The following is a 22052-nucleotide window of genomic DNA, read 5'->3' on the forward strand; positions in this document are numbered from 1 at the left end:
TTCTGCGGCCAGCTTTTCTCCTCTGTCTATACTTTACCCTTTGTGTAATACGAGGAGGTGTAATGCGATTTTTGTCCCGCTTCGACATCATCGAGCTGATGATGACGCCATCTTTCTGGATCGGCGTCGCCACGGTGGTTTTTGTGACTCTGCTGGTGTACTGGCTGCTGACGCGTCTGATCGCCTTCGTTAAGAAAGGGATCACTACCTGGGGCGACAAGCACCCCACCACCAACCGGATGCGTTTTATCCTGACGGATATGCTTAACCGCACCAGCCGCGTCCTGCTTTTTGTCGTGGCGCTGTTATTCAGCCTGCGTTTCGTCGACTTACCGGATCATCTCTTTGGTACCGTGAGCCACGCCTGGTTCCTGGTCTTCGCTATCCAGGTCGCGCTGTGGATGGATCAGGGGGTGGTGTCGTGGCTTCGTCACGTCATGCTGGCGCCGGGAAGCCATAAAAACCCGGTGACGCTGGTGATCACGGGGCTTATCCTCCGTGCCATAGTCTGGTCAGTGATGCTGCTGTCTATTCTTGCTAACGCGGGCGTCAACATCACTGCTCTGGTTGCCAGCCTTGGGGTAGGGGGTATTGCAATCGCCCTCGCGGTGCAAACGATCCTGAGCGACGTGTTTGCATCGCTTTCCATCGGTTTTGATAAGCCGTTCGAAATTGGCGATTTTGTGGTGTTTAACGATGTCGCCGGGACGGTAGAGCACATTGGCCTGAAAACCACCCGTATCCGCAGCCTGAGCGGGGAGCAGATTGTCTGCGGGAACGCCATTCTGCTGCAACAGACGCTGCATAACTACAAACGGATGCAAACGCGCCGGATCGTCTTTACCTTCGGGGTTGCCAGCGACACGGCGCCGGACAAACTGCGTTCAGTGGGTGATATGGTCAAACAGATCATTACCGACGTCGGGGAAACGAAGTTTGACCGCGCCCATTTCCTGGGCTTCGATCGCGATCGCCTGACCTTCGAGGTGGTCCATATCGTTAATACGGCGGACTACAACAAGTACATGGATATTCAGCAGGAGATCAATATCCGTATTCTGGAGGGGCTGAACCAGCAGGAGATCAAGCTGGCGCTGCCGAGCATGGTTCTGCACGCGCCCTGGATGAATGCCGGCGACGAGGCACCGACGCAGCGGTTGAGCGAAGCGTAATAAAAAAGCCCGCCGTTACCGGCGGGCTTTCATTTTGGGGTCAATCGTCTTCCTCATCGTCCAGTTCAACCGGCGTTTGATACTGATCCGGTTTGATGACCAGAAGGTCGCAGCGCAGGTGGTCGATCACCTGCTCGGCGGTATTTCCCAGGAACGCGGCAGAGATACCGGTCCGGCCAATGGTGCCCAGCACCACAATCCCGGCCTGCAAATGCTCCGCCAGATCCGGAATAACCTCTTCCGGTAACCCTTTTTCTACGTGCGTCATATTCTCATCGATACTGAATTTCTGGCGCAGCGCTTTCATGGCCAGCAGATGCTGACCGCGAATCGCGTCGTTATACACGCTCGGGTCAAATTCAGGCAACTCGATGGCGATATTGATTGGCGTAACCGGATAGGCACCCACCAGATGGACTTCGGTGTGGTTAACCTGGTCGGCAAGCTGGATGGTTTCCTTCACCAGCTTCTCGTTCAGCGAATTGTGATAATCCTCTTCGCTGGCCAGATTCACCGCCACGACGGCTTTCCCGCCCTCAGGCCATGGCTGATCTTTCACCATCCATACCGGGCAAGGGCATTTGCGCAGCAGGTGCCAGTCGGTTGGAGTGAAAATCACAGATTCCAGTTTGTCATGCTGGTGCGCCATTTTCAGCAGCAGGTCATGCCCACCGGCCACCACTTCCTGAATAATGGCTTCGAAAGGTCGGTTGTGCCAGACCACTTTGATATCAATCGGTACGCCCGCTTCCAGGTAATATTTCGCCTGCTCGCGGATCCACGCGGTACGCTGGCTGATCACTCCCTGACGCATAGCGGTGCGCTCGTCAGGCGACAGAAGGGTGGTCATCTCGTATGAGAAGTCATAAATCGGCAAAAAGGCTTTAATTTTGCCACCAATCCGTTGATGTAAATACACAGCACGTCGTAATGCCGGCTGATCGTCCTGATTAGGATCGATAGCCACCAGCATGTTTTGATACTTTGCCATACAGGTCTCCTTACTACTGTCACCACAGTCTGTAAGTAAAAGAGTAACCTATATATCTTGAATGAAACAGGGGGGAAGTTTTTGCCAGATCAATAATCATGAAAATTTATCGACCTGGCATAAGATATCCGGGAGAGTTATGCCACGTTACGTGAGTGACCCGCCAGAATGGCCAGCGCTTCACCGTTTTCGATGGTGATGTACTTACCTTTAACCGCCAGCATTCCGCTCTTCTGGAAGCGACCCAGCAGACGGCTGATGGTTTCCACGGTCAGGCCCAGATAGTTGCCAATATCACCGCGCGTCATGGTCAGACGGAATTCACGCGGGGAGAAGCCACGCTCCGCGAAACGGCGGGAGAGGTTATAGATAAAGGCGGCCAGACGCTCTTCGGCATTCTTTTTGGAAAGCAGCAGGATCATATCCTGATCGCCTTTAATCTCACCGCTCATCAGACGCATCATCTGCTGACGCAGGTTCGGCATCTTACCGGACAGATCGTCCAGCGTCTCAAACGGAATTTCGCAGACCATAGAGGTTTCCAGCGCCTGAGCAAAGCTCGGGTGATGGCCACTGCCGATGGCGTCAAAGCCGACTAAATCGCCTGCCAGATGGAAGCCGGTGATCTGCTCGTCGCCCTGTTCGGTAATGGTGTAGCTTTTGATAGTGCCAGAACGGATAGCATAGAGCGATTTCAGTTCGTCTCCCGCCTTAAACAGCGTCTGCCCTTTCTGAATAGGCTTTTTGCGCTCGATGATATTGTCAAGCTGATCGAGTTCGTGCTCATTCAGAGTAAACGGGATACAGAGCTGGCTGATGCTGCAATCCTGGCAATGGATAGCACAACCGCCAGACTGAATGCGTCGTATAATTCGCTTTTCCGGGATCATAGGTTTGCTCAAGCCTTAATTGATATTGGTCAATTTTAACATCTTTTTGGTAAGGACGTAAGTCTGGCAAACCCCCAATAAAGACAAGAGACGGCAGCGTGTTGCCATCTCCTTGAAATTCCACAGAATGATTAAGGATTATCAGCCTAACAGGAAGAAAATTAAGCACAAAAAGCCTGGGAATTACAGCAGGAAATACCCTTCGTGACGCAGCAGCCACTCTTTGCGCTGTACGCCCCCGGCATAGCCGGTGAGGGTGCCGTTGCGCCCGATCACGCGATGGCAAGGCACCACAATGCTGACGGGGTTAGAGCCATTTGCCGCACCGACCGCGCGCGCCGCGCCGGCACGGCCAAGCTGTTCTGCCAGCTGACCGTAGTGCATCACCTGCCCGCAGGGAATATTACGCAGCGCCTGCCACACCTCGCGCTGGAAAGGGGTGCCCGCCGTGGCGGTTGGCAGGGTATTAATAATGCTGAGATCGCCCTCGAAGTAGGCCGTCAGTTTATCGCTCAGCCCGCCAGGATTACGGGCAGTAATACGCTCGTAACCCTCGGCGCGATAATGGATGTTGAGCAGCTCAACCATCCGGTCGCTGTGCTCTTCCCATTCAACCGCGCGTAGATTGAACGCTTCATCCGCGATAACCCACAGCGGCCCCAGCGGCGTCGCAATCTTATCTTCGAGTAATCTCAGCATCAGTACTCCTTAGTTCAGCCTCGGGTAAACACCCGGTCCAATCGGCAGGCCGACAAGATACCACGCCACCAGCATCACCAGCCATACCCCTAAGAAGATAAGCGGATAGGGCAGAACCAGCGAATAATAGGTACCCAGCTTAGCCTCCGGTCTGTAGCGTTGCAGGAAGCCTAAAAACAGCGGAACGAAGGGTGACACGGGCGCCAGCGGGATCACCGAGGAATCGGCGACACGGAACAGGATCTGGGCGAACGCAGGATGGAAGCCGAGCATCATAAACATGGGGACAAAGATGGGCGCCAGAATCGACCAGATGGCCGACCCGCTGGCAATAAACATGCACAGCAGGGACGACAGCAGCGCCAGGCCGACAAACGCCGGAACACCGCTCAACCCCGCCGCCTCCAGCGCGTCCGTCAGGCTCACGGCCATAAACTTGCCCATGTTGCTCCAGTTAAACATGGCGACAAACTGCGCCAGCGGGAACACCATCACGATAAAACCCGCCATCTCCTTCATCGGCTCGATCATCAGGTGCGGCAGATCTCCCTGACGGCGGATTTTGCCGGTGGCGATGCCGAACGCGAGCGAAACGACGAAGAAGAAGAGAATTATCAGCGGCACAATGCCCTGAATAAACGGCGAGGGCAAGACGGTGTGTTTGATCGGATCGCGCAGCACGCCATTCTCCGGCACCACCATCAGCGCCACCACCGCAATGAACGCCAGCGAGACGATCCCGGCTACGCGCAGGCCGAACTGCTGCTCTTTGCTCAGCGTCTCCAGCTTTTCATCGCTCCGGCCTTCCCATTTACCCAGGCGCGGCTCAATGATCTTATCGGTAATCAGACCCCCGACAATCGTCAGGACAATCACCGAACTGGCCATAAAGTACCAGTTGTCGATCACGCTGACGTGCATAGTCGCATCGATGGTGCTGGCTGCCTCTGTGCTGATGCCGGAGAGCAGCACATCGGTGGTCACGATAAGCAGGTTAGCGGTAAACCCACAGCCGACGCCCGCAATCGCCGACAGCAGACCCGCAACAGGATGACGGCCAACGGCGAGGAAAATCAGCGCCCCCATCGGCGGCATGATCACCAGCGCCGCGTCGGACGAGATATGGCTGAAGAAGGCAATAAACAGCACCATATAGCTGGCATAACGCGCGCTGACGTGCGAGGCCATTTTCACCATCAGCGCGGGCAGCAGACCCACGCGTTCGGCCAGTCCCGCGCCTAACACCAGCGCCAGGATGGCGCCCAGCGGCGCAAAACCGCTGAAGTTTTTAATCACGTTCGGCAAAAACCAGTGCAACCCTTCAACGCTGAGCAGGTTTTTCACTGCCACCATGCTGCCGTCGGCCGGGCTGCGCACGCTCACATCAAAGGCGGACAGCACGGCCGTCGCGACCATCAGGATGACAATTAAATAGATAAAAAGCAGGAAAGGGTGCGGCACTTTATTGCCGATCCTTTCAACCCAGCCATAGAGCTTACCGGATGGGGAATGCGAAGGTATGGAAGACATACTCATGGGCGTTCCTCGGGACTGTTGTTGTGTTGTTGTGTTGTGTTTTTTTATTTTAAAGGTGACGGTGTCACGCCCTGCGGGATCGGACACTCGTACGGTTTTTCTGTTATGTGTTGTTCGAACTCTTCCCGGCATTTTCGCAACAGGTCGGCATCCTGAAGCAGATGCAGCGCGGTCGCGCCCATCACTTTTCCGGCCAGCAACATGCCTTTATGGGCAATTGAGGTACGCCCCTGCGCCACTAATTGCCAGGTATGCAGTGGGGTGCCGACGGTAAAACAGGGGCTAAAGCACTGTGCGACAGGCATCTTCCAGCTGACATCCCCCACATCGGTGGAGCCTGCCAGCACGTTATCGGTGATGGCGTAAGGGGCAACTTCATCCACCAGCAGCGTCTCCTGATGGCGTCGGGCAAACGCTTTTCCCTCTTCGGCCCCCGTTGCGGCAATGTTTTTCAGGCTGTTTTGCAGGTCGTTTGCCGTGAGCGTGGCGCGGATTTCACGGGCAAATTCGCGTTCCTCTTCCGTCCAGGCCGGCGTGCCATAATGCTGCAATGCGCGGTACATCGCCGCTTCGAGCGTACGGTTCGGCAGATAGCTGGAGCAGGCTTTATCAAAGCGGCACTCGACGGTGGTTTCGGTCATCATCGCCGCACCCTGGGCGATTTTCTCGATGCGCGCGTAGATCTGCTGCGCATCGGCCATCTCCGGGGCGCGGATCAGGTACAGCACCTCGGCCTGGGCCTGTACCACGTTGGGCGAAATCCCGCCGGTATCGGTGATGGCGTAATGAACGCGCGCTTTTTCAATGATGTGTTCGTTGAGGAAGTTTGTACCGGTGGTCATCAGCGTCACGGCATCCAGCGCGCTGCGCCCCAGATGTGGGGAGTTTGCGGCATGAGCGGCGATCCCCTTAAACCGCCAGGCGGCCTGAATATTGGCCAGTGTGCTGACGTTAAACATCCCGGCAAAGGCCTCCGGGTGCCATGTCACGGCAGCGTCCACGTCGTTAAACAGCCCTTCACGTACCATAAAGGTTTTACCGGAGCCGCCTTCCTCGCCGGGGCAGCCGTAAAATCGTACCGTTCCGCTGCCGCCGTGTTGTTCCAGCCAGCTTTTCACCGCCACCGCCCCGGCGAAGGCAGCAGTGCCTAACAGGTTATGCCCGCAGCCGTGGCCGTTCGCCCCCGGGGTGGCGGATTGCGCCGTCGCGCAGTGCGCCTGCTGGCTTAGCCCGGCCAGGGCATCGTATTCGCCCAGAAGGGCGATAACGGGCTTGCCGCTGCCGTAGCTGGCAATAAAGGCATTGGGAATGCCTCCGGCTTCCCGCGTCAGGGCAAAGCCCTCGGCTTCCAGCGCACTGGCGAGCCGTTCGGCGGACCAGAACTCTTCGAAGCGCGTTTCGGGATGATCCCAGATGTCGTCGGCAATATCGGTAAACGTCTGACATCGCGTGTCGATGGCATCGGCGATAAAAGCGTAGTTCTCCTGCATTACACACCTCGCGTCCACGGGAAATTAAGCGCAGTTCGCGCCAGCGTTTCGATGGCAACGTTCATCACCTGCTCATCAAAATCGAATTTTTCGTTGTGATGTCCGGCGCTCAGCTCGGTGCCGAAGACCATATACGAGGCCATGCCGCCGTTCTGCTGTACGCGGGCCATCATTAGCGTGGCATCTTCGGAGCCCGCAGGCGCTTTGACCTTATCAATGGCATGAGTCACGCCGGGCACCTGGCTTGCCTGTTCGCGCAGATAATCGACCCAGGCCGGGGAAGGGGCGCTGGAGGTCGCCGCCCCCATCAGGTTTACCCCGGCTGTTACGCCGTAGAGCGCCGCCGCGCCGGTAATTACCGCCTGTGCGCGCTCAAAGACATACTGATTAATAGCCTCGCTTTCGCCGCGGGTTTCAACCTTAAGCAACGCATCAGCCGGAACCACGTTGCGTCCGCTGCCCGCCTGCATGACCCCGACGTTAACCCGGGACGCGCCTTCGCTGTGTGGTGCGATGCCATGCAGCGCGATGGCGGCCTGGGCAGCCGCGAGCAGGGCGTTACGGCCCTCTTCTGGTTTACCGCCAGCGTGTGCGGCGACCCCGGTAAAGCGCACGTCAAATTTGGTGGTCGCCATGAAGTTATCGCTGCCGCAGATCACCGTCCCTTTCGGCACGCCGGTCCCGATATGAATGGCGGTAAAGTAGTCCACGCCGTCCAGCGCGCCTGCGGCGACCATAGCCCGCGCGCCGCGCGTACCCTCTTCGGCAGGCTGGAAGATCAGTTTGATGGTGCCGTTGAGCTGCGCTTCATGCTGCTTAAGCACCTGCGCAAGCCCCAGACCAATGGTGGTATGCCCGTCGTGGCCACAGGCGTGCATCATGCCCGGGTTGCAGGAGGCAAACCCGTCGCGGAAGGGGCGATGACTTTCGTCAAGCGCTTCGCTTAAATCAAGTGCATCCATGTCTACCCGAAACGCCAGCGTCGGGCCCGGACGTCCGGTATTCAGGGTCGCCACAATGCCGGTAAATCCGCCCTCAAACGGCGCCAGCCATTTCTCCGGCGCACCCTGCGCCCGGGCGCGGGCAAACTCTCGCGAAAGGGTGGCATCATCGGGCAGTCCCATACGGCTTTCGGCATCGACCACGTCGCGACCCATCGCCAGTTCGTAGCCCAGCGAGTCGAGGATTTCCGCGACTTTCGCAGCTGTTCGAAACTCTACCCAGCCGGATTCCGCAAAATGGTGGAAATCGCGACGCCATGCGCTCAGTTGTGGAGCTAATGTCTGAATGTACTGCGCCAGTGCGTTCATATCTTTTCCTGTCATCATTAAAATATGTGAACTGCTTCACGCTGTGATAGTTTTTACTTATCACTAATCGTTTTTTCACAGTTTTAACCGTTCAGGAATTACCCTCGCACATCCGTTTCCATTAAAGTAGATGACAGTTTCTTTACTCTGATAAACAACGGTTATCGGTCGCGTTATGTCATTTCAGATTAAATTTCATCAAATCAGGGCGTTTGTCGAAGTGGCGCGTCAGGGCAGCATTCGCGGCGCCAGCCGGACGCTTAATCTTTCGCAGCCCGCGCTGACCAAATCCATTAAAGAGCTGGAGGAGGGTATGGCGGCCCAGCTATTTGTGCGCCGGAGTAAAGGCGTCGCGCTGACCGAGTGCGGGGAAGGGTTTTATCACCGCGCTAATTTGATTCTGGAAGAGCTGCGTGCAGCGCAGGATGACATCCGCCAGCGGCAGGGCGAACTTGCCGGGCAGATCAATATTGGGATGGGGGCCAGTATTTCACGCAGCCTGATGCCAGCCGTTATTACGCGTTTTCATGCGCAGCATCCTCAGGTCAACGTCCGGATTATGGAAGGCCAGCTGGTGTCGATGATTAATGAATTACGTCAGGGTGAGCTGGACTTTACCATCAATACCTATTATCAGGGGCCGTACGATCACGAATTTACGTTTGAAAAGCTGTTCGAAAAGCCTTTTGCCGTATTTTGTCGGGCAGGGCATCCGGCGACAGGGGCGACCTCAATTAATGAGCTTCTGCAATATAACTGGACGATGCCTACGCCCCGGGGAAGTTATTATAAACAGTTGCAGGATACTTTTAACCACCGCTCTCAAATACCGCGAATTGGCGTTGTCTGTGAGACCTTTTCCTCCTGTATTAGCCTCGTCGCACAAAGCGATTTCATCAGCATTTTACCGCAGGAGCTGGGCTGCGATCCGCTTCTGGCGCACCGTCTGATAATGCTGCCGGTTGTCGAAACCCTGCCTAAAGCAGCATATTATTTAATTCAGCGTCGTGATTCTCGCCAGACACCGCTTGCCGAATCATTAATCACGCAGTTTCGAAGGGAAGCCAGGAAATTAATTTAATCAAAATAACAACAATAAAAAAATAGAGTCTGCCCGACATCAGACAGACTCCACAGTACACACAGTCGTGCGTCCTTTCGCGGATCCTACATGCATTATCCATTGGGCAGGTTTATTAAGTTATAACAGCTTTTTCTTAAAAGAGAAGGACGTTGAGTGATTGATTTCACGATTTTTTAACGTAAATTATTTAATTAATTACGGCTGAAATTTAAGTTAAGGTTAGATTAAATTTATTGCGTCTGCGATTATCTGTTCCTTAAGCCATTATTTGAACCCGTGCCTGGATGATTGAGACCCGCAACGGGCGCAGGTATAGTACATCACTCAGATGTAGCCGGAGGATTTCCATGAACCCTGACGACAAATCACTTTTTCTTGACGCCATGGAGGATGTCCAGCCGCTCAAACGCTGCGCGGATATTCACTGGCAGCAGAGCCGCAACACGCGGGCGCGTCAGGAAATAGATACTGAGCAGCTCGATAACTTTCTGACGCTGGGGTTTCTGGAACTGTTGCCCCTTGCCGAGCCGCTCATGTACCAGCGCGAAGGGGTACAGCAGGGGGTATTTGATAAGCTGCGTTCCGGCAAATATTCCCGTCAGGCCAGCTTAACGCTGTTACGCCAGCCTGCGGAGCAATGCCGCCAGCTGGTCTATTCCTTTATTCGCCAGGCCGGACGTGACGGGCTACGCAACCTGATCATCGTGCATGGTAAAGGGCGTGAACAGCAGTCGCATCCTAACGTGGTGCGCAGCTATCTTGCGCGCTGGCTGACCGAGTTCGACGAAGTACAGGCCTTTTGCGAAGCGCAGCCGCATCACGGCGGCAGCGGAGCATGCTATGTCTCGTTGCGTAAGTCAGAGGATGCGAAGCGAGATAACTGGGAGCGCCACGCCAAGCGCAGCCGCTAATCAGGAGGGCGGGCGAGATGCCCGCCTGTCACTCAGAAGGTTTCCCAGTTCGCGTCAGCTGTATTCGCGCCTGCCGCTGACGGGCGCAGCAGTACGGGCGTTTTCACGTTTTTAGGGCGAGCCGCCAGCGATGCCTGAGCGTTCAGCCGGAATGCCGCCACGGCCTGACGCAGCTGTTCAGACTGATCTTCCAGCGCTGCCGCCGCCGTTGCCGACTCCTGTACCAGCGCGGCGTTTTGCTGCGTGACGCTGTCCATCTGCGAGACCGCCAGGCTGACCTGCTCTATACCGCGGCTCTGCTCGTCAGACGCCGAGGAAATCTCAGCCATAATATCGGTCACGCGCGTCACGGCCGCGACGATCTCTTTCATGGTCGCACCCGCCTCGCTCACCTGTTCCGAGCCGGTATTCACCCGGCTGACAGAGTTCTCGATAAGCCCTTTGATCTCTTTTGCCGCCTGCGCGCTGCGGCTGGCCAGCGTCCGTACTTCACCTGCCACGACCGCAAAGCCGCGACCTTGTTCCCCGGCACGGGCGGCTTCAACCGCCGCGTTGAGCGCCAGAATGTTGGTCTGGAAGGCAATGCTATCGATAACGCCGGTAATATGCGCAATTTGCTGAGAACTGTCGGCAATGTCATTCATGGTACGCACCACGTTATCCACCACCTGACCGCCGCGTGCGGCGGTTTCAGACGCATTCTTCGCCAGCAGCGTCGCCTGACGGGCGTTATCCGAGTTCTGTTTCACCGTGGCAGTCAGCTCTTCCATGCTGGCGGCGGTCTCTTCCAGCGAGGCTGCCTGCTGCTCGGTTCGCGCGGAAAGGTCGTTACTCCCGGCGGCAATTTCTCCTGCGCCCGTGTAGATCGAATCGGTGCTGCCGCGCACGGCGCTGACGGTGCTCACCAGCGACTGCTGCATCTCGTGCAGACCAGCAGCCAGCTGGCCCATCTCGTTGCGCCCGGTAATCGCGACATTTTGCGTCAGATCGCCGCTCGCGATGGTGCGAATATGGTTCATGATGGCGTTGAGCGGTTTCAGGAGCAGGTGCTGTAAACCCTGCCAGATCACCACCAGCACGGCGATCACAGTCAGGAAGATCGCCGCCAGCGTCCACTGCATCTGGGTAAAGCTGCTCTGATTCTCTTCGGCGGCGGCTTTCAGCAGCACGTTGTTTTCAGCGCGCCAGCGGGTATAGACCGCCTCCATCTCATCCTGCGCCTGCTGGGCGTCCAGGTCGCCATAGGCCTGATAGTTATCGGCGCGCAGATACTCAATGGACAAGCGCATCACCTCGTGCATTTGCTTCCAGGCTTTCTGCATCTCTTCGGTGAGCGCGGCATTCTGGCCCTTCACCTGCGAAATCGCCTGCCAGTTTTTGTAATAGTTTTCGGCTTTGGTCAGCGAACCGTTCGCGGTGCCCAACAGCGTGTTGATTGCTGCGAGAGAGGCCGGATCGCGCTGGTTTTTCAGGTAGCGGATCGCCACGCGGGTGACGGTAACGCGCGTTTTCACCAGCGTGTTCACGCTGTCGCTCAGGCTCTCCTGTTGGGCATTGAGTAACCCGGAGTTCTGAAAGTTGTGACGATCGTTGTTAACGGCAGAGTAGAACAACCCTCCCGTGACAACTTGCAACAGACAGAATATGGTTAGGGCAAAGATAATACCGGTAATCACGTGCAGATTTTTCAGCATGGCGGTCATCCGTAAGAGAAGAGGCAGGGTTACATCAATACTATCGTCGTAGCGAATTTAAACTTTAATTTTACTATTGCTTAACTAATGGTTTCGTTGCGGAACCTGTTGTAAATCCGGATCATTTTTTATGAGGAAGGTCAGCATGAGCAGCATAGATAAAAGCGGAACGTTCACGCTCGGAACGCGTACGGTTAAACGATTTGGCTATGGCGCGATGCAGCTTGCCGGGCCTGGCGTTTTTGGTCCGCCAAAAGACAAAAATGCGGCGCTGGCGGTGCTGCGTGAAGCGGTGGCGTCGGGTGTGAATCACATTGATACCAGCGATTTTTACGGACCTCATGTGACCAACCAGCTTATCTGCGAGGCGCTTCATCCGTACCGGGACGACCTTACGATTGTGACCAAGATCGGAGCCCGACGCGGCGAGGATGCCTCCTGGCTGCCGGCGTTTTCCGCGCAGGAGCTGACGCAGGCGGTGCATGACAACCTGCGTAACCTGAAGCGGGATGTGCTGGACGTGGTTAACCTGCGGATCATGTTTAGCACCCACGGACCGGCGGAAGGTTCGATTGCCGCGCCGCTGAGCACTCTTGCGGAGCTACAACAGCAGGGGCTGGTTCGCCATATTGGGCTGAGCAACGTCACCGCTTCGCAGGTCGCTGAAGCGCAGAAGATGGTTTCCGTGGTGTGTGTACAGAACATGTACAACGTTGTGAATCGCGGTGACGATGCGCTGGTCGATTCGCTGGCGCAGCAGGGGATTGCCTGGGTGCCGTTCTTCCCGCTGGGAGGTTTCACGCCACTGCAATCTTCCGGACTACAGGCGGTGGCGGATTCACTGGGCGCGACGCCGATGCAGGTGGCGCTGGCATGGCTGCTGCAACGCTCGCCAAATATCCTCTTGATCCCGGGAACCTCGTCGGTGGCGCATCTGCGTGAAAACCTGGCGGCAGCCGATCTGGTATTGCCGCCTGAGGCGCTGGAGACGTTAAATTCGCTGGTGGGGTAATCCCGATGGCAGCAAAAGCCCGGAGAATTTTTCGGGCTTTTGCTGTTTATGATCCAATCTGACTTCTTTGGCGGTGAAGCGCTAATGCTTCCGCCACGATTTCCTGCTTACTTTTCCGTGTTTCATACGCAGTAATGCGGATGTACTCCATCAGCGCAGGATCGATGCGCGCGCTTAACATCCTGAGTTCGGCCTCCTTTGCGACACCGCGAGCAACACGCTTATCGGGATAATCACGGGCGGGCATAGAAAACGTCCTCCAAAAATTGTCTTGTTAATTTGTGCTGTAAAATATGCGCCAGTCTAAATAGAAAGTCAACGGATAGTGATTATGCAGTGATGCTAAGTTGTCTTTTGTGTATTTAGAAGTCATTAGTAAGTGATTTGATAGTGATGTTTTATGACGCGTTAAGCTTGCCCATACGTAAAAATTTACAAAGCAAATAATCTTCATTGCTATAGGGGGTTATAAGCGAAGCGGTTAAGGCGTAGCCAGCCGCTTACGCTGACATGGCTTGATCGATACCTCAGTTAAAACTACTGTATATAAAAACAGTATGGAGGTGTTTATCATGATCTTTTTCAGACCCGCAGAGTTACGTGAAATCGTTGCTATTCCACTTTTCAGCGACTTAGTACAGTGCGGCTTCCCCAGCCCGGCAGCGGATTATGTAGAGCGGCGTATCGATTTAAACGAGTTATTAGTCGCCCATCCCAGCTCCACTTACTTTGTCAAAGCCGCCGGTGACTCGATGATAGAAGGGGGGATTAATAACGGTGATTTGCTGGTGGTAGACAGTTCCCGCAAGCCTGAGCATGGCGATATCGTGATTGCGGCGGTAGAGGGCGAATTTACCGTGAAGCGCCTCCAGTTGCGTCCCAATATTCAACTCAACCCCATGAACAGCGCCTATTCACCGATTATTGTCGGCAGCGACGATACGCTCGATATCTTTGGTGTAGTGACGTATATCGTGAAATCCGCGAGCTGATCGTGTTTGTGAAGCTTAATTAATAGGCAATAAGTTAATTCTCATCATGCAAAAATCTTACGTTATCCGGGCTGTCTTGTCGGCAAACCTGATATTCATCGCATAAGCCGGAACTGACTGGTCAAATATTCTGGTATTGGCGAATTACAGAGTGATATCCCATTTTTTTATTTTGTTATGTTCCTGCACTTTAGTGAGTTTTCTTTTCTTCCGACAGAATACATTTTGTCTACATTATAATTTTAATTTATGATTCGCACACGAACAATTGATGTTATGCAGGGTTTTAGCATCGTGGCAGTCAATAAAACCCTGCTGTTATAAAGTAATCAGGAGATTCATTTTTATGTCAGACAATAATCCCCGCCCATCCGGCTGGTTAGGCCCGTGGTGCCTGCTGGTGGGTGTGATACTTCTTGTAACGGGGCTCTTTTTTGCCATCGGCGGTTTTAAACTGGTTTCCCTGGGTGGGAGTTGGTATTTTCTCATCGCCGGGGTTATCACTCTGCTCTCTGCGATTCAGTTCTTCCGCCGCAAGTCCTCTGCCGTGGGGCTGTTTGCCCTGGTGTTTCTTGGCACCCTGATTTGGGCATTTTTCGATGCCGGGCTCGACTTCTGGCCGCTGGTTTCCCGTTTAATGGTACCCGCCGGGCTGATGGTGCTGGCAGCCGCCACCTGGCCTGCATTGCGTAAACGTGAAGGAAAACCGTCCTGCGCAAAAGGAGCCGTGGGGGTCTGCGCGGTCCTTATTATCGCCATGGGCGTCACCTTTGTTCAGATGTTTCAACCCCATCCGACCGTGCCGTTTAGCGGTGAAAAACGCCCGCTGGTGCCGGTAAAAGATGATGCGAAACAGCAGAACTGGGATCACTACGGTAATACGGCTGGCGGTAGTCGCTTTGTGGCGCTGGACCAGATAACCCGTGACAACGTGAAAAACCTGAAACCGGTCTGGACCTACCATACCGGTGACGTACCGGAAAGTCCGGACGGCAATGGCGCAGAAGATCAGCAAACGCCGCTACAGGTTGGCGATCGTGTCTTCCTCTGTACGCCGCATAACAACGTGATCGCCGTGGATGCCGATAGCGGGAAAGAGATCTGGAAAGCGGAAATCAACGCCAAGTCTGCAATCTGGATGCGCTGCCGTGGCCTGGCGTACTTTGATGCCACCAAACCGCTGGCGCAGCCAACGGTAGCCGGCTCCACGCCGGTTCTGCCAGCGCAGGTCGCACCGGGCGCTGCATGCCAGCGCCGTATCCTGATGAATACCATCGACGGTAAGCTGATCGCGTTAGACGCCGATAACGGCAAATTCTGCCCGGACTTCGGCACTAACGGCAGCGTTAACCTGCATGAAGGGATGGGCGACGCGTCAGATCCCACCTACGTGCTGACGTCGGCCCCGACGCTGGCGGGTACGACGGTTGTCGTTGGCGGTCGCGTTGCGGATAACGTCAGCACCGATATGCCGGGAGGCGTTATACGTGGTTATGACGTGATCACCGGCCAGCTGCGCTGGGCGTTCGACCCGCGTAATCCGGATCCGAACTATGTTCTGAAGCCGGGCGAACACTACAAACGTAGCTCTGCAAACTCCTGGGCCCCTATGTCCTGGGATGCGTCGATGAATACCGTGTTTATCCCGATGGGAAGTTCCTCTGTCGACCTGTGGGGCGCTGACCGTATTCCGGAAGATCACAAATACGCCACCTCAATCCTCGCGCTGGATGCGACTACCGGGAAAGAGAAGTGGGTATACCAGACCGTGCATAACGACCTCTGGGATTTCGATATCCCGATGCAGCCGAGCCTGGTTGATTTCCCGACGAAAGAGGGCAACAAGCCCGCGGTGGTGGTGGGCACCAAAGCGGGGCAAATTTACGTTCTTGATCGCCTGACGGGTAAACCGCTCACTGAAGTGAAAGAGGTTCCGGTAAAACCAGCGGATATTCCACGTGAACAGTACCCGGCAACGCAGCCGCGCTCTGTGGGAATGCCGCAGATTGGCGCGGAAACCCTGAAAGAATCGGATATGTGGGGGGCGACGCCGTTTGACCAGCTGGCCTGTCGTATCAGCTTCAAATCAATGCGTTATGACGGTCTGTACACGATGCCGGGAACCGATATTTCCCTGAGCTTCCCGGGCTCGCTGGGGGGAATGAACTGGGGTAGTCTGTCCACGGATCCGAACAACCAGTACATCTTCGTCAACGACATGCGTCTGGGTCTGTGGGTCCAGCTGATTAAACAAGATCCGCAGAGCGCGGTGGCAAACACGGGCGGTGAAGCCGTGAACGCCGGGATGGGCGCCGTTCCGATGAAAGGAACGCCGTATTCGGTCAACAAAAACCGTTTCATGTCACCGCTGGGCATTCCGTGCCAGAAACCACCGTTTGGCTCTCTCTCCGCGATTGACCTGAAAACGCAGAAAATCGTCTGGCAGGTGCCGGTCGGTACCGTTCAGGATACCGGTCCGTTTGGGGTAAAAATGCGCATGCCAATGCCTGTCGGTATGCCGACGCTGGGCGGTACGCTGGCCACGCAGGGCGGTCTGGTCTTCATTGCGGGAACCCAGGATTACTACCTGCGCGCCTTTGATTCCTCTACGGGGGAAGAAGTGTGGAAAGCGCGTCTCCCGGTGGGTAGCCAGGGCGGACCTGTCAGCTATGTATCACCGAAAACCGGCAAACAGTACATTCTGATCTCTGCCGGCGGTGCACGTCAGTCGCCGGATCGTGGTGACTACGTGATTGCCTACGCGCTGGATAAATAACAGCGAAATAAGCAGCCCGGCCCCGTCATAGTACGGGGCTTTTTTTTGACTAAAAACTACGCACAGGAAGAAAGCGGCGGTTCCGGTCAGCCCGTGAAAAGCACCCGCCAGCGTCGGCGAGTCATCTCGCGCCATAGCGCGATTATCTCGTCAGGTTGCAGGGCATCAATAGCCTGCGGTGTTAACACCGGCAAACCATAGCGCTGGCGCAGGGCGGCCACTGCCGTGGCGCTGGCATCCATCGGTGAGCGGATCTGCGTCGCCAGCTGCTGTCGCAACACGCTGAACGCTGCCTCATCGCACGGCGTCAGCTCACGCAAAAATCGTTTGCAGCAACCCAACAGGTTCACGGGAGAACGGTCAGGCGACTGTAACGCCAGCAGCAGGCCATCGCGATCGGCAATACGCTGATAACGACAGCTGACCACGTAGCCAATCTGCTGTTCCACGCGCAGGCGCTGGAAAAATTGCGGTTCGCAGCATAACGCCAGCAGCCGCAGCGCGGCGAGCGACGCGCCCGGCGGCAGGGGAATAAACACCAGCAGCGCCGAATCCGCGCTGGCGTGCGGAATGTGTTCGATCCCGCCGGGACAACCGCTTAACGGCAACGGCGTAGCGTTAACCGGCGTCCGGAGCAGGCCAAGCTGCCGGGCTAACCCGTGCGCGTGCCCGGCGCTGCCGCCAACTAACGCCGCCAGCCAGCCGTCCCGCGGCGGATCCGATGCCAGACGTTCAGGCAATTGCTGAAGCAGCTCACGGATGGCAATGCCTTCTGGCACTGACGTAGTAGCCGGAGCGGGGTGGGAGAGGCGATCGATTATCGCCCCGATGATGGGTTCCGCCGTCACCATGGCGTCAGGAAGCCGCAGGGTGAGCTGCCAGCTACCGTCAACCGTTTGCCACTCGGCGCTGCCGTCGATATGGCGCAGTTCAGCAAGGAGAGGGCGTAACTGTTTGCCCATCGCCACCCCGTGTGCGCGTTCCACACGCGAATAAAAAGGCCTGCGCAGGATCAGCGTCGGCGGTTGTGTCTGCGCCGACAAATGCAGCAGCGGAGCGGCTTCTGACGTCGGGGCTGGCGCAGCATACCTGGCAGTCTGCGGGTAGAAGGAAAACGCGATGGGGCTATCATCTGCAACCGGCTGGCGACGCCAATGGCTAAGCGGCAGGGCAAAGCCCTGGCTGGCAATAATTTCAGCGGTTTCCATTTTTTTGCAGGCCAGATACGAGGTGGGCGCCGCCCGTAAGTTGGCACAAAAGGCGTAAAAACCCACGGGCGCCGCGCCGGGTGCAAAACCAAATGCCCGCTGGCGCAGCTGCTCCAGCGTCGGCAGGGCGCTGAAACGCTGCTGTGCCAGCCGATAATAATGCCGCTGCTGCTCATCCGTCGTTTGCTGTAGCGCCCGTAGCCAGTGGGTAATATGCGGGTCAATGTCCTCGGGCCGTTCGCTATCAACCGTTAGCGCCAGCCAGCCGTAATCGTCATCCTGATAAAGCCAGTTCAGGGCTACCTCTTCTGCCAGCCCGCGCGCCCGTAGCCCGGCAATCAGGCTTCCGGGGGCGTCGTCCAGTAAAAACTCCCGAAATAAAGTGACGTTGTCACTTTTTCGGATTAACGGACAACGCCACAGTGCGGGTCGCTCCGTCACCGCCAGCTGATAATCTGCTTCAGCGCTAAGACGCAACGGGGGAGCGGTTTCAGGCATGCCTCCTGACGCAAAACCTGACGCAAACGTATGGGCAAGCTCGGCCAGGACATCCAGCGTTTGCGGCCCTTGCAGCCACAATTGCAGGTGCCCGGCTACATAATAGCGACGATGAAAGTCGCGCAACGCGGTTTGCAGCGATACCGGGTCCTGCCCGAGAGACTCCTTGCTACCCACCTGAAAACGGCGAAAAACCGCGGGTTCTTCCATCGCGTGGCGCGCCGCCGCTTCGCGCCTGGCGGAATCATGTTGCTGGATGAGCCGGTTTTCCGCATCAATGACCGCCACTTCGCGCTGTATGTCATGCGGTGAAAGCAGCGGCGCCAGCAACATATCCCGCAGCCGCGCGACGCCGTCGGACAGGTTATCGGCGGCAACGTCGAAGAAAAAAGCGCTATGGCGAGCCAGCGTGGTGGCATTGACGCTGCCGCCCTGGCGCTGGACCCAGGCCATGAGTCGATCATCGCCCTGATAGCGCTGGCTACCGCGGAACAGCAGGTGCTCAAGCAAATGCGCCAGACCGGCGAAGCGCGGTGGCTCGTGATGGCTTCCGGCACTCACGCGCGCCAGCGCCGCCGCGCGTGTCGCCTGCGGCTGATGCACCAGCGTTGCGCGCAAACCGCCTGCCAGTTCCACGATGCGGGTGGTCATTATCGTTACAGTTCCCGGGTTTTATAGATAAGCTGAGAACGGGTACGGTTGCGGAACTGAAGCTGACCGATCTTCATATCACTACAGGCTGCTTCGCGGCGCGCCTCGAGGATTTTATGATGATGCGGCGATTTGCTGCACACCGGATCGGCGTTATCAGCATTCCCGGTGAGCATAAAGGCCTGGCAGCGGCAGCCGCCGAAGTCCTTCTCCTTTTCATCGCAGGAGCGGCACGGCTCTGGCATCCAGTCAAACCCGCGATAGCGGTTGAAGCCGAAAGAGTCATACCAGATGGATTCTAGGCTCTGCTCAAGCACCGACGGGAAATCCACCGGCAGCTGGCGCGCGCTGTGGCAGGGCAGCGCCGTGCCTTCCGGGGTCACGCTGAGGAAAATCGACCCCCAGCCGCCCATACAGCCTTTTGGCCGCTCTTCGTAATAATCGGGGGTGACGAACAGCAGGTTGGTCAGATTGCCGCTGGCGGCCATTTTTTGCCGATATTCGGCAACCACGCGTTCCGCGCGGGCAATCTGTTCCCGCGTCGGCAGAAGCCCCTGACGATTAAGGAACGCCCAACCGTAGAACTGGCAGGTGGCAAGTTCGACATCGTCGGCGTCCAGTTCGATGCACAGCTCGATGATTTTATCGATCTGATCGATATTATGCCGGTGCAGGACGAAATTCAGCACCATCGGGTAATCACGGGCTTTGACCGCTTTGGCCATCGCCAGCTTCTGCTGGAAGGCTTTTTTATTCCCCGCCAGCGCAGCGTTGAGCACTTCATCGCTGGCCTGGAAGCTAATCTGGATATGGTCCAGACCGGCCTCGCTGAACGCGTCGAGTTTGCTTTCCGTCAGGCCAATTCCCGAGGTGATCAGGTTGGTATAAAAACCGAGATCGCGGGCGGCGCGGATCAGCTCCGGCAGATCTTTACGCGTCAACGGTTCGCCGCCGGAAAAACCTATCTGCACGCTGCCCATCGCCCGCGCCTGGCGGAAAACCTCAATCCACTGTTCGGTGGTCAGCTCCTGATCCTGCCGGGCGAAGTCCAGCGGGTTAGAGCAGTAAGGACACTGTAGCGGACAGCGATAGGTCAGCTCCGCCAGCAGCCACAGCGGTGGATTGACGGCGGGTTTATTCTGGCTCACGGAAAATAATCCACTTCTGTTGATAAGCGATTTGCAGGAATTCTACGACGTCGTCATCCACGCCGCCGGCTTCCGGGAACCGTTCGTTGAGTATGGCAATGATGGCCGCCGCGTCGCGTTGGCCATCGACCAGTTCGAGGATCGCGGCCGCGGTCTCATTGAGTTTAGCCATGCCTTCCGGATAGAGGATGACATGGCTGTCCTGAGCGGCTTCCCATTGCAGGCGATAGCCGCGACGAAAGGCGACGATGGAGTTTTTTTGCATGCTTATACCAGTCGGGTTGTGTGCCAGGCCGCTTTGTCGGTGACCGTGTGATAAGGCGGACGCTGTAGCGCGTAGGCCATGGTCATCGCGTCGAGCATCGACCACAGGATATCGAGTTTGAACTGAAGGATCTCCAGCATTCGATTCTGCTTTTCCGCGCTATCGCAGTAACGCTTCGCCAGCTCCAGACCGTGTTCAACGTCGCGGCTGGCCTGGCTGAGGCGGCTGCGGAAATAAAAATAGCCTTCCTCTTTGATCCACGGGTAGTGCTGTGGCCAGCTGTCGAGACGCGACTGATGGATTTGCGGGGCGAACAGTTCGGTGAGCGAGCTGCATGCCGCCTCCTGCCAGTTGGCGCGGCGGGCGAAGTTAACGTAAGCGTCGACGGCGAAACGGACGCCGGGCAGCACGTGGCGTTCGCTGATTAAGTCCTCGCGGCTGAGCCCCACGGCTTCGCCCAGCTGTAGCCAGGCTTCGATACCGCCGTCATGACCGTTGCTACCGTCGTGATCGAGGATCCGCTGCACCCATTTGCGACGCGTGTGCGGATCCGGGCAGTTCGCCATAATTGCCGCGTCTTTCAGCGGGATCGTCGTCTGGTAGTAAAACCGGTTCGCCACCCAGCCCTGGATCTGCTCGCGGCTGGCCTCGCCGTTATGCATCGCGATATGGTACGGATGGTGAATATGATAGTAGGCGCCTTTCGCCCGAAGGGCGTGCTCAAACTCTTGCGGCGAGAGCGTTTCGCGAATGTGCATAGTTAGTCCTGAAGCGTGATGTTCATCCCGTCCCAGCTCACTTCTATTCCCTGCTGCGCAAGGGCGTGACGCTGCGGCGACTGCTCGTTAAGGATCGGGTTGGTGTTATTAATGTGGATCAGAATCTTGCGCTTTGCCGGCAGCGAGGCCAGCAGCGCCATCATGCCGTGTTCATCGCCGAGCGCCAGATGCCCCATGTCGCGGCCGGTATTGCGCCCGACGCCGGTGGCCTGGAGTTCATCGTCCTGCCAGACGGTGCCGTCAATCAGCAGACAGTCCGCTTTTTTAAGCCACGGCAGGATGGCGTCATCGGGTTCACCGAGACCCGGTGCGTAGAACAGCGTCTGACCGTTGCGGCGGTTTTCGATAAACAGCGCCACGTTATGCCCCGGCAGCGGGTGGTCGCGCCACGGCGAATAGGGCGGCGCGTTACTGGCGATGGGGACAGCGGTAAACTGCAAATCAGGGCAGGCTTCCACGCTAAAGGCGGTGAGCGGCGCGATCGGGTGGTGAATCAGGCCACCGTTCCAGTGCCGGAGCATGGTAAAAATCGGGAATCCGCTGGAAAGATCTTCATGCACCTCCGGCGTACACCATACCTGATGCGGGCACCCCTCGCGCAGGCTGAGCAGCCCGGTGGTGTGGTCAATCTGGCTATCGGTGAGAATAATGCCGCCAATATGCGTGCCGCGCAGAACCTCTTTCTTATTCAGTTCTGGCGTATGGGCAATCTGCTGGCTGATATCGGGGGAGGCGTTACACAGCACCCACTCTTTGCCGTTATCGCTGACGATGATCGACGACTGGGTGCGAGGGGTCGCCTGAAGGGTACCGTCGCGCAAACCCTGACAGTTGGCGCAGTTACAGTTCCACTGGGGGAAACCACCGCCAGCGGCGGAACCGAGGACTTTTATAAACATGAAGATGGGCCAGGTAGTCAAACAAAAATGCCCGCACGGATGGCGGG

Annotated in this window: 19 protein-coding genes; 6 read left to right on the forward strand and 13 right to left on the reverse strand. The window is 56.7% G+C overall.

From position 1 onward, the window contains the following. Positions 1-62: 62 nt before the first annotated feature. Positions 63-1172 (forward strand): mechanosensitive ion channel family protein, encoded by a 1110-nt coding sequence (locus KTH07_RS07775; RefSeq protein WP_032619779.1) that lies wholly within the window; start codon positions 63-65, stop codon positions 1170-1172. Between the two features lie 40 nt (positions 1173-1212). On the opposite strand, the gene uspE is transcribed toward KTH07_RS07775, so the two are convergent. The 6 genes from uspE to KTH07_RS07805 form a co-directional block, all read right to left on the reverse strand. Beyond that, on the reverse strand, positions 1213-2163 hold the full coding sequence (uspE, locus tag KTH07_RS07780; RefSeq protein WP_006808916.1) for a universal stress protein UspE: 951 nt from the start codon (positions 2161-2163) through the stop codon (positions 1213-1215). 137 nt (positions 2164-2300) lie between these two features. After that, positions 2301-3053 (reverse strand): fumarate/nitrate reduction transcriptional regulator Fnr, encoded by a 753-nt coding sequence (fnr, locus tag KTH07_RS07785; protein ID WP_000611906.1) that lies wholly within the window; start codon positions 3051-3053, stop codon positions 2301-2303. Positions 3054-3236: 183 nt separating this feature from the next. Beyond that, positions 3237-3752: a methylated-DNA--[protein]-cysteine S-methyltransferase gene (ogt, locus tag KTH07_RS07790; RefSeq protein WP_015570643.1), complete on the reverse strand. Its 516-nt coding sequence runs from the start codon at positions 3750-3752 to the stop codon at positions 3237-3239. A 9-nt stretch (positions 3753-3761) separates the two neighbouring features. Continuing rightward, positions 3762-5288, reverse strand: coding sequence for a p-aminobenzoyl-glutamate transporter (gene abgT / locus KTH07_RS07795; protein WP_017694100.1), 1527 nt, complete (start codon positions 5286-5288; stop codon positions 3762-3764). 44 nt (positions 5289-5332) lie between these two features. After that, positions 5333-6778 carry a M20 family metallopeptidase gene (locus KTH07_RS07800; RefSeq protein ID WP_017694099.1) on the reverse strand — a complete coding sequence of 482 codons (1446 nt, stop codon included), beginning with the start codon at positions 6776-6778 and terminating at the stop codon, positions 5333-5335. After that, the gene (locus KTH07_RS07805; protein ID WP_017694098.1) at positions 6778-8088 is read right to left on the reverse strand and encodes a M20 family metallo-hydrolase; all 1311 of its coding nucleotides are present in this window, start codon (positions 8086-8088) and stop codon (positions 6778-6780) included. The genes KTH07_RS07800 and KTH07_RS07805 overlap by 1 nt, the downstream gene beginning before the upstream one ends. A 175-nt stretch (positions 8089-8263) precedes the next feature. Between KTH07_RS07805 and KTH07_RS07810 the strand changes: the two genes are divergently transcribed. Both KTH07_RS07810 and smrA read left to right on the forward strand, forming a co-directional pair. Next, the gene (locus KTH07_RS07810; RefSeq protein WP_003857524.1) at positions 8264-9169 is read left to right on the forward strand and encodes a LysR family transcriptional regulator; all 906 of its coding nucleotides are present in this window, start codon (positions 8264-8266) and stop codon (positions 9167-9169) included. Between the two features lie 350 nt (positions 9170-9519). Then, positions 9520-10083: a DNA endonuclease SmrA gene (smrA, locus tag KTH07_RS07815; protein ID WP_015570640.1), complete on the forward strand. Its 564-nt coding sequence runs from the start codon at positions 9520-9522 to the stop codon at positions 10081-10083. A 32-nt stretch (positions 10084-10115) separates the two neighbouring features. On the opposite strand, the gene KTH07_RS07820 is transcribed toward smrA, so the two are convergent. Further along, positions 10116-11777 (reverse strand): methyl-accepting chemotaxis protein, encoded by a 1662-nt coding sequence (locus tag KTH07_RS07820; protein ID WP_032619777.1) that lies wholly within the window; start codon positions 11775-11777, stop codon positions 10116-10118. Between the two features lie 145 nt (positions 11778-11922). Here KTH07_RS07820 and KTH07_RS07825 point away from each other — a divergent pair, with 145 nt between their 5' ends. Next, on the forward strand, positions 11923-12789 hold the full coding sequence (locus KTH07_RS07825) for an aldo/keto reductase family oxidoreductase (protein WP_023296516.1): 867 nt from the start codon (positions 11923-11925) through the stop codon (positions 12787-12789). A 46-nt stretch (positions 12790-12835) separates the two neighbouring features. Here the strand turns inward: KTH07_RS07825 and KTH07_RS07830 are convergent, their stop codons facing one another. After that, positions 12836-13036: a hypothetical protein gene (locus KTH07_RS07830; RefSeq protein WP_003857516.1), complete on the reverse strand. Its 201-nt coding sequence runs from the start codon at positions 13034-13036 to the stop codon at positions 12836-12838. A gap of 325 nt (positions 13037-13361) precedes the next feature. Between KTH07_RS07830 and KTH07_RS07835 the strand changes: the two genes are divergently transcribed. Then, positions 13362-13781: a translesion error-prone DNA polymerase V autoproteolytic subunit gene (locus tag KTH07_RS07835; RefSeq protein ID WP_003857514.1), complete on the forward strand. Its 420-nt coding sequence runs from the start codon at positions 13362-13364 to the stop codon at positions 13779-13781. 346 nt (positions 13782-14127) lie between these two features. Beyond that, a complete protein-coding gene (locus KTH07_RS07840) occupies positions 14128-16557 on the forward strand; it encodes a glucose/quinate/shikimate family membrane-bound PQQ-dependent dehydrogenase (protein WP_017384566.1) in 2430 nt (809 codons plus the stop codon). An 86-nt stretch (positions 16558-16643) separates the two neighbouring features. Here the strand turns inward: KTH07_RS07840 and pqqF are convergent, their stop codons facing one another. Genes pqqF through pqqB form a run of 5 tightly spaced genes read right to left on the reverse strand, consistent with a single transcriptional unit; the run spans position 16644 to position 22005 of the window. Then, positions 16644-18914: a pyrroloquinoline quinone biosynthesis protein PqqF gene (gene pqqF / locus KTH07_RS07845; RefSeq protein ID WP_023303645.1), complete on the reverse strand. Its 2271-nt coding sequence runs from the start codon at positions 18912-18914 to the stop codon at positions 16644-16646. Positions 18915-18919: 5 nt separating this feature from the next. Beyond that, positions 18920-20062: a pyrroloquinoline quinone biosynthesis protein PqqE gene (gene pqqE, locus KTH07_RS07850; RefSeq protein WP_022651046.1), complete on the reverse strand. Its 1143-nt coding sequence runs from the start codon at positions 20060-20062 to the stop codon at positions 18920-18922. Then, positions 20049-20327 carry a pyrroloquinoline quinone biosynthesis peptide chaperone PqqD gene (pqqD, locus tag KTH07_RS07855; protein ID WP_003857508.1) on the reverse strand — a complete coding sequence of 93 codons (279 nt, stop codon included), beginning with the start codon at positions 20325-20327 and terminating at the stop codon, positions 20049-20051. Before pqqD ends, pqqE begins: the two co-directional genes overlap by 14 nt. Positions 20328-20329: 2 nt before the next feature. Continuing rightward, on the reverse strand, positions 20330-21085 hold the full coding sequence (gene pqqC, locus KTH07_RS07860) for a pyrroloquinoline-quinone synthase PqqC (protein ID WP_003857506.1): 756 nt from the start codon (positions 21083-21085) through the stop codon (positions 20330-20332). A gap of 2 nt (positions 21086-21087) precedes the next feature. Then, on the reverse strand, positions 21088-22005 hold the full coding sequence (pqqB, locus tag KTH07_RS07865) for a pyrroloquinoline quinone biosynthesis protein PqqB (RefSeq protein WP_023303646.1): 918 nt from the start codon (positions 22003-22005) through the stop codon (positions 21088-21090). Positions 22006-22052 lie beyond the last annotated feature (47 nt).

It is taken from the genome of Enterobacter cloacae complex sp. ECL72, from assembly GCF_019056635.1.
GTDB lineage: Bacteria > Pseudomonadota > Gammaproteobacteria > Enterobacterales > Enterobacteriaceae > Enterobacter > Enterobacter hormaechei_C.

What these genes read in the sequence shown, in the direction of transcription:
- pqqD (WP_003857508.1), bottom strand. Translation starts at nt 20,327, where the DNA reads ATGCAAAAAAACTCCATCGTCGCCTTTCGTCGCGGCTATCGCCTGCAA.
- KTH07_RS07825 (WP_023296516.1), top strand. Translation starts at nt 11,923, where the DNA reads ATGAGCAGCATAGATAAAAGCGGAACGTTCACGCTCGGAACGCGTACG.
- pqqC (WP_003857506.1), bottom strand. Translation starts at nt 21,085, where the DNA reads ATGCACATTCGCGAAACGCTCTCGCCGCAAGAGTTTGAGCACGCCCTT.
- uspE (WP_006808916.1), bottom strand. Translation starts at nt 2,163, where the DNA reads ATGGCAAAGTATCAAAACATGCTGGTGGCTATCGATCCTAATCAGGAC.
- KTH07_RS07800 (WP_017694099.1), bottom strand. Translation starts at nt 6,778, where the DNA reads ATGCAGGAGAACTACGCTTTTATCGCCGATGCCATCGACACGCGATGT.
- KTH07_RS07805 (WP_017694098.1), bottom strand. Translation starts at nt 8,088, where the DNA reads ATGAACGCACTGGCGCAGTACATTCAGACATTAGCTCCACAACTGAGC.
- KTH07_RS07830 (WP_003857516.1), bottom strand. Translation starts at nt 13,036, where the DNA reads ATGCCCGCCCGTGATTATCCCGATAAGCGTGTTGCTCGCGGTGTCGCA.
- KTH07_RS07810 (WP_003857524.1), top strand. Translation starts at nt 8,264, where the DNA reads ATGTCATTTCAGATTAAATTTCATCAAATCAGGGCGTTTGTCGAAGTG.
- KTH07_RS07775 (WP_032619779.1), top strand. Translation starts at nt 63, where the DNA reads ATGCGATTTTTGTCCCGCTTCGACATCATCGAGCTGATGATGACGCCA.
- smrA (WP_015570640.1), top strand. Translation starts at nt 9,520, where the DNA reads ATGAACCCTGACGACAAATCACTTTTTCTTGACGCCATGGAGGATGTC.
- abgT (WP_017694100.1), bottom strand. Translation starts at nt 5,288, where the DNA reads ATGAGTATGTCTTCCATACCTTCGCATTCCCCATCCGGTAAGCTCTAT.
- pqqB (WP_023303646.1), bottom strand. Translation starts at nt 22,005, where the DNA reads ATGTTTATAAAAGTCCTCGGTTCCGCCGCTGGCGGTGGTTTCCCCCAG.
- KTH07_RS07820 (WP_032619777.1), bottom strand. Translation starts at nt 11,777, where the DNA reads ATGCTGAAAAATCTGCACGTGATTACCGGTATTATCTTTGCCCTAACC.
- KTH07_RS07835 (WP_003857514.1), top strand. Translation starts at nt 13,362, where the DNA reads ATGATCTTTTTCAGACCCGCAGAGTTACGTGAAATCGTTGCTATTCCA.
- ogt (WP_015570643.1), bottom strand. Translation starts at nt 3,752, where the DNA reads ATGCTGAGATTACTCGAAGATAAGATTGCGACGCCGCTGGGGCCGCTG.
- fnr (WP_000611906.1), bottom strand. Translation starts at nt 3,053, where the DNA reads ATGATCCCGGAAAAGCGAATTATACGACGCATTCAGTCTGGCGGTTGT.
- pqqF (WP_023303645.1), bottom strand. Translation starts at nt 18,914, where the DNA reads ATGACCACCCGCATCGTGGAACTGGCAGGCGGTTTGCGCGCAACGCTG.
- KTH07_RS07840 (WP_017384566.1), top strand. Translation starts at nt 14,128, where the DNA reads ATGTCAGACAATAATCCCCGCCCATCCGGCTGGTTAGGCCCGTGGTGC.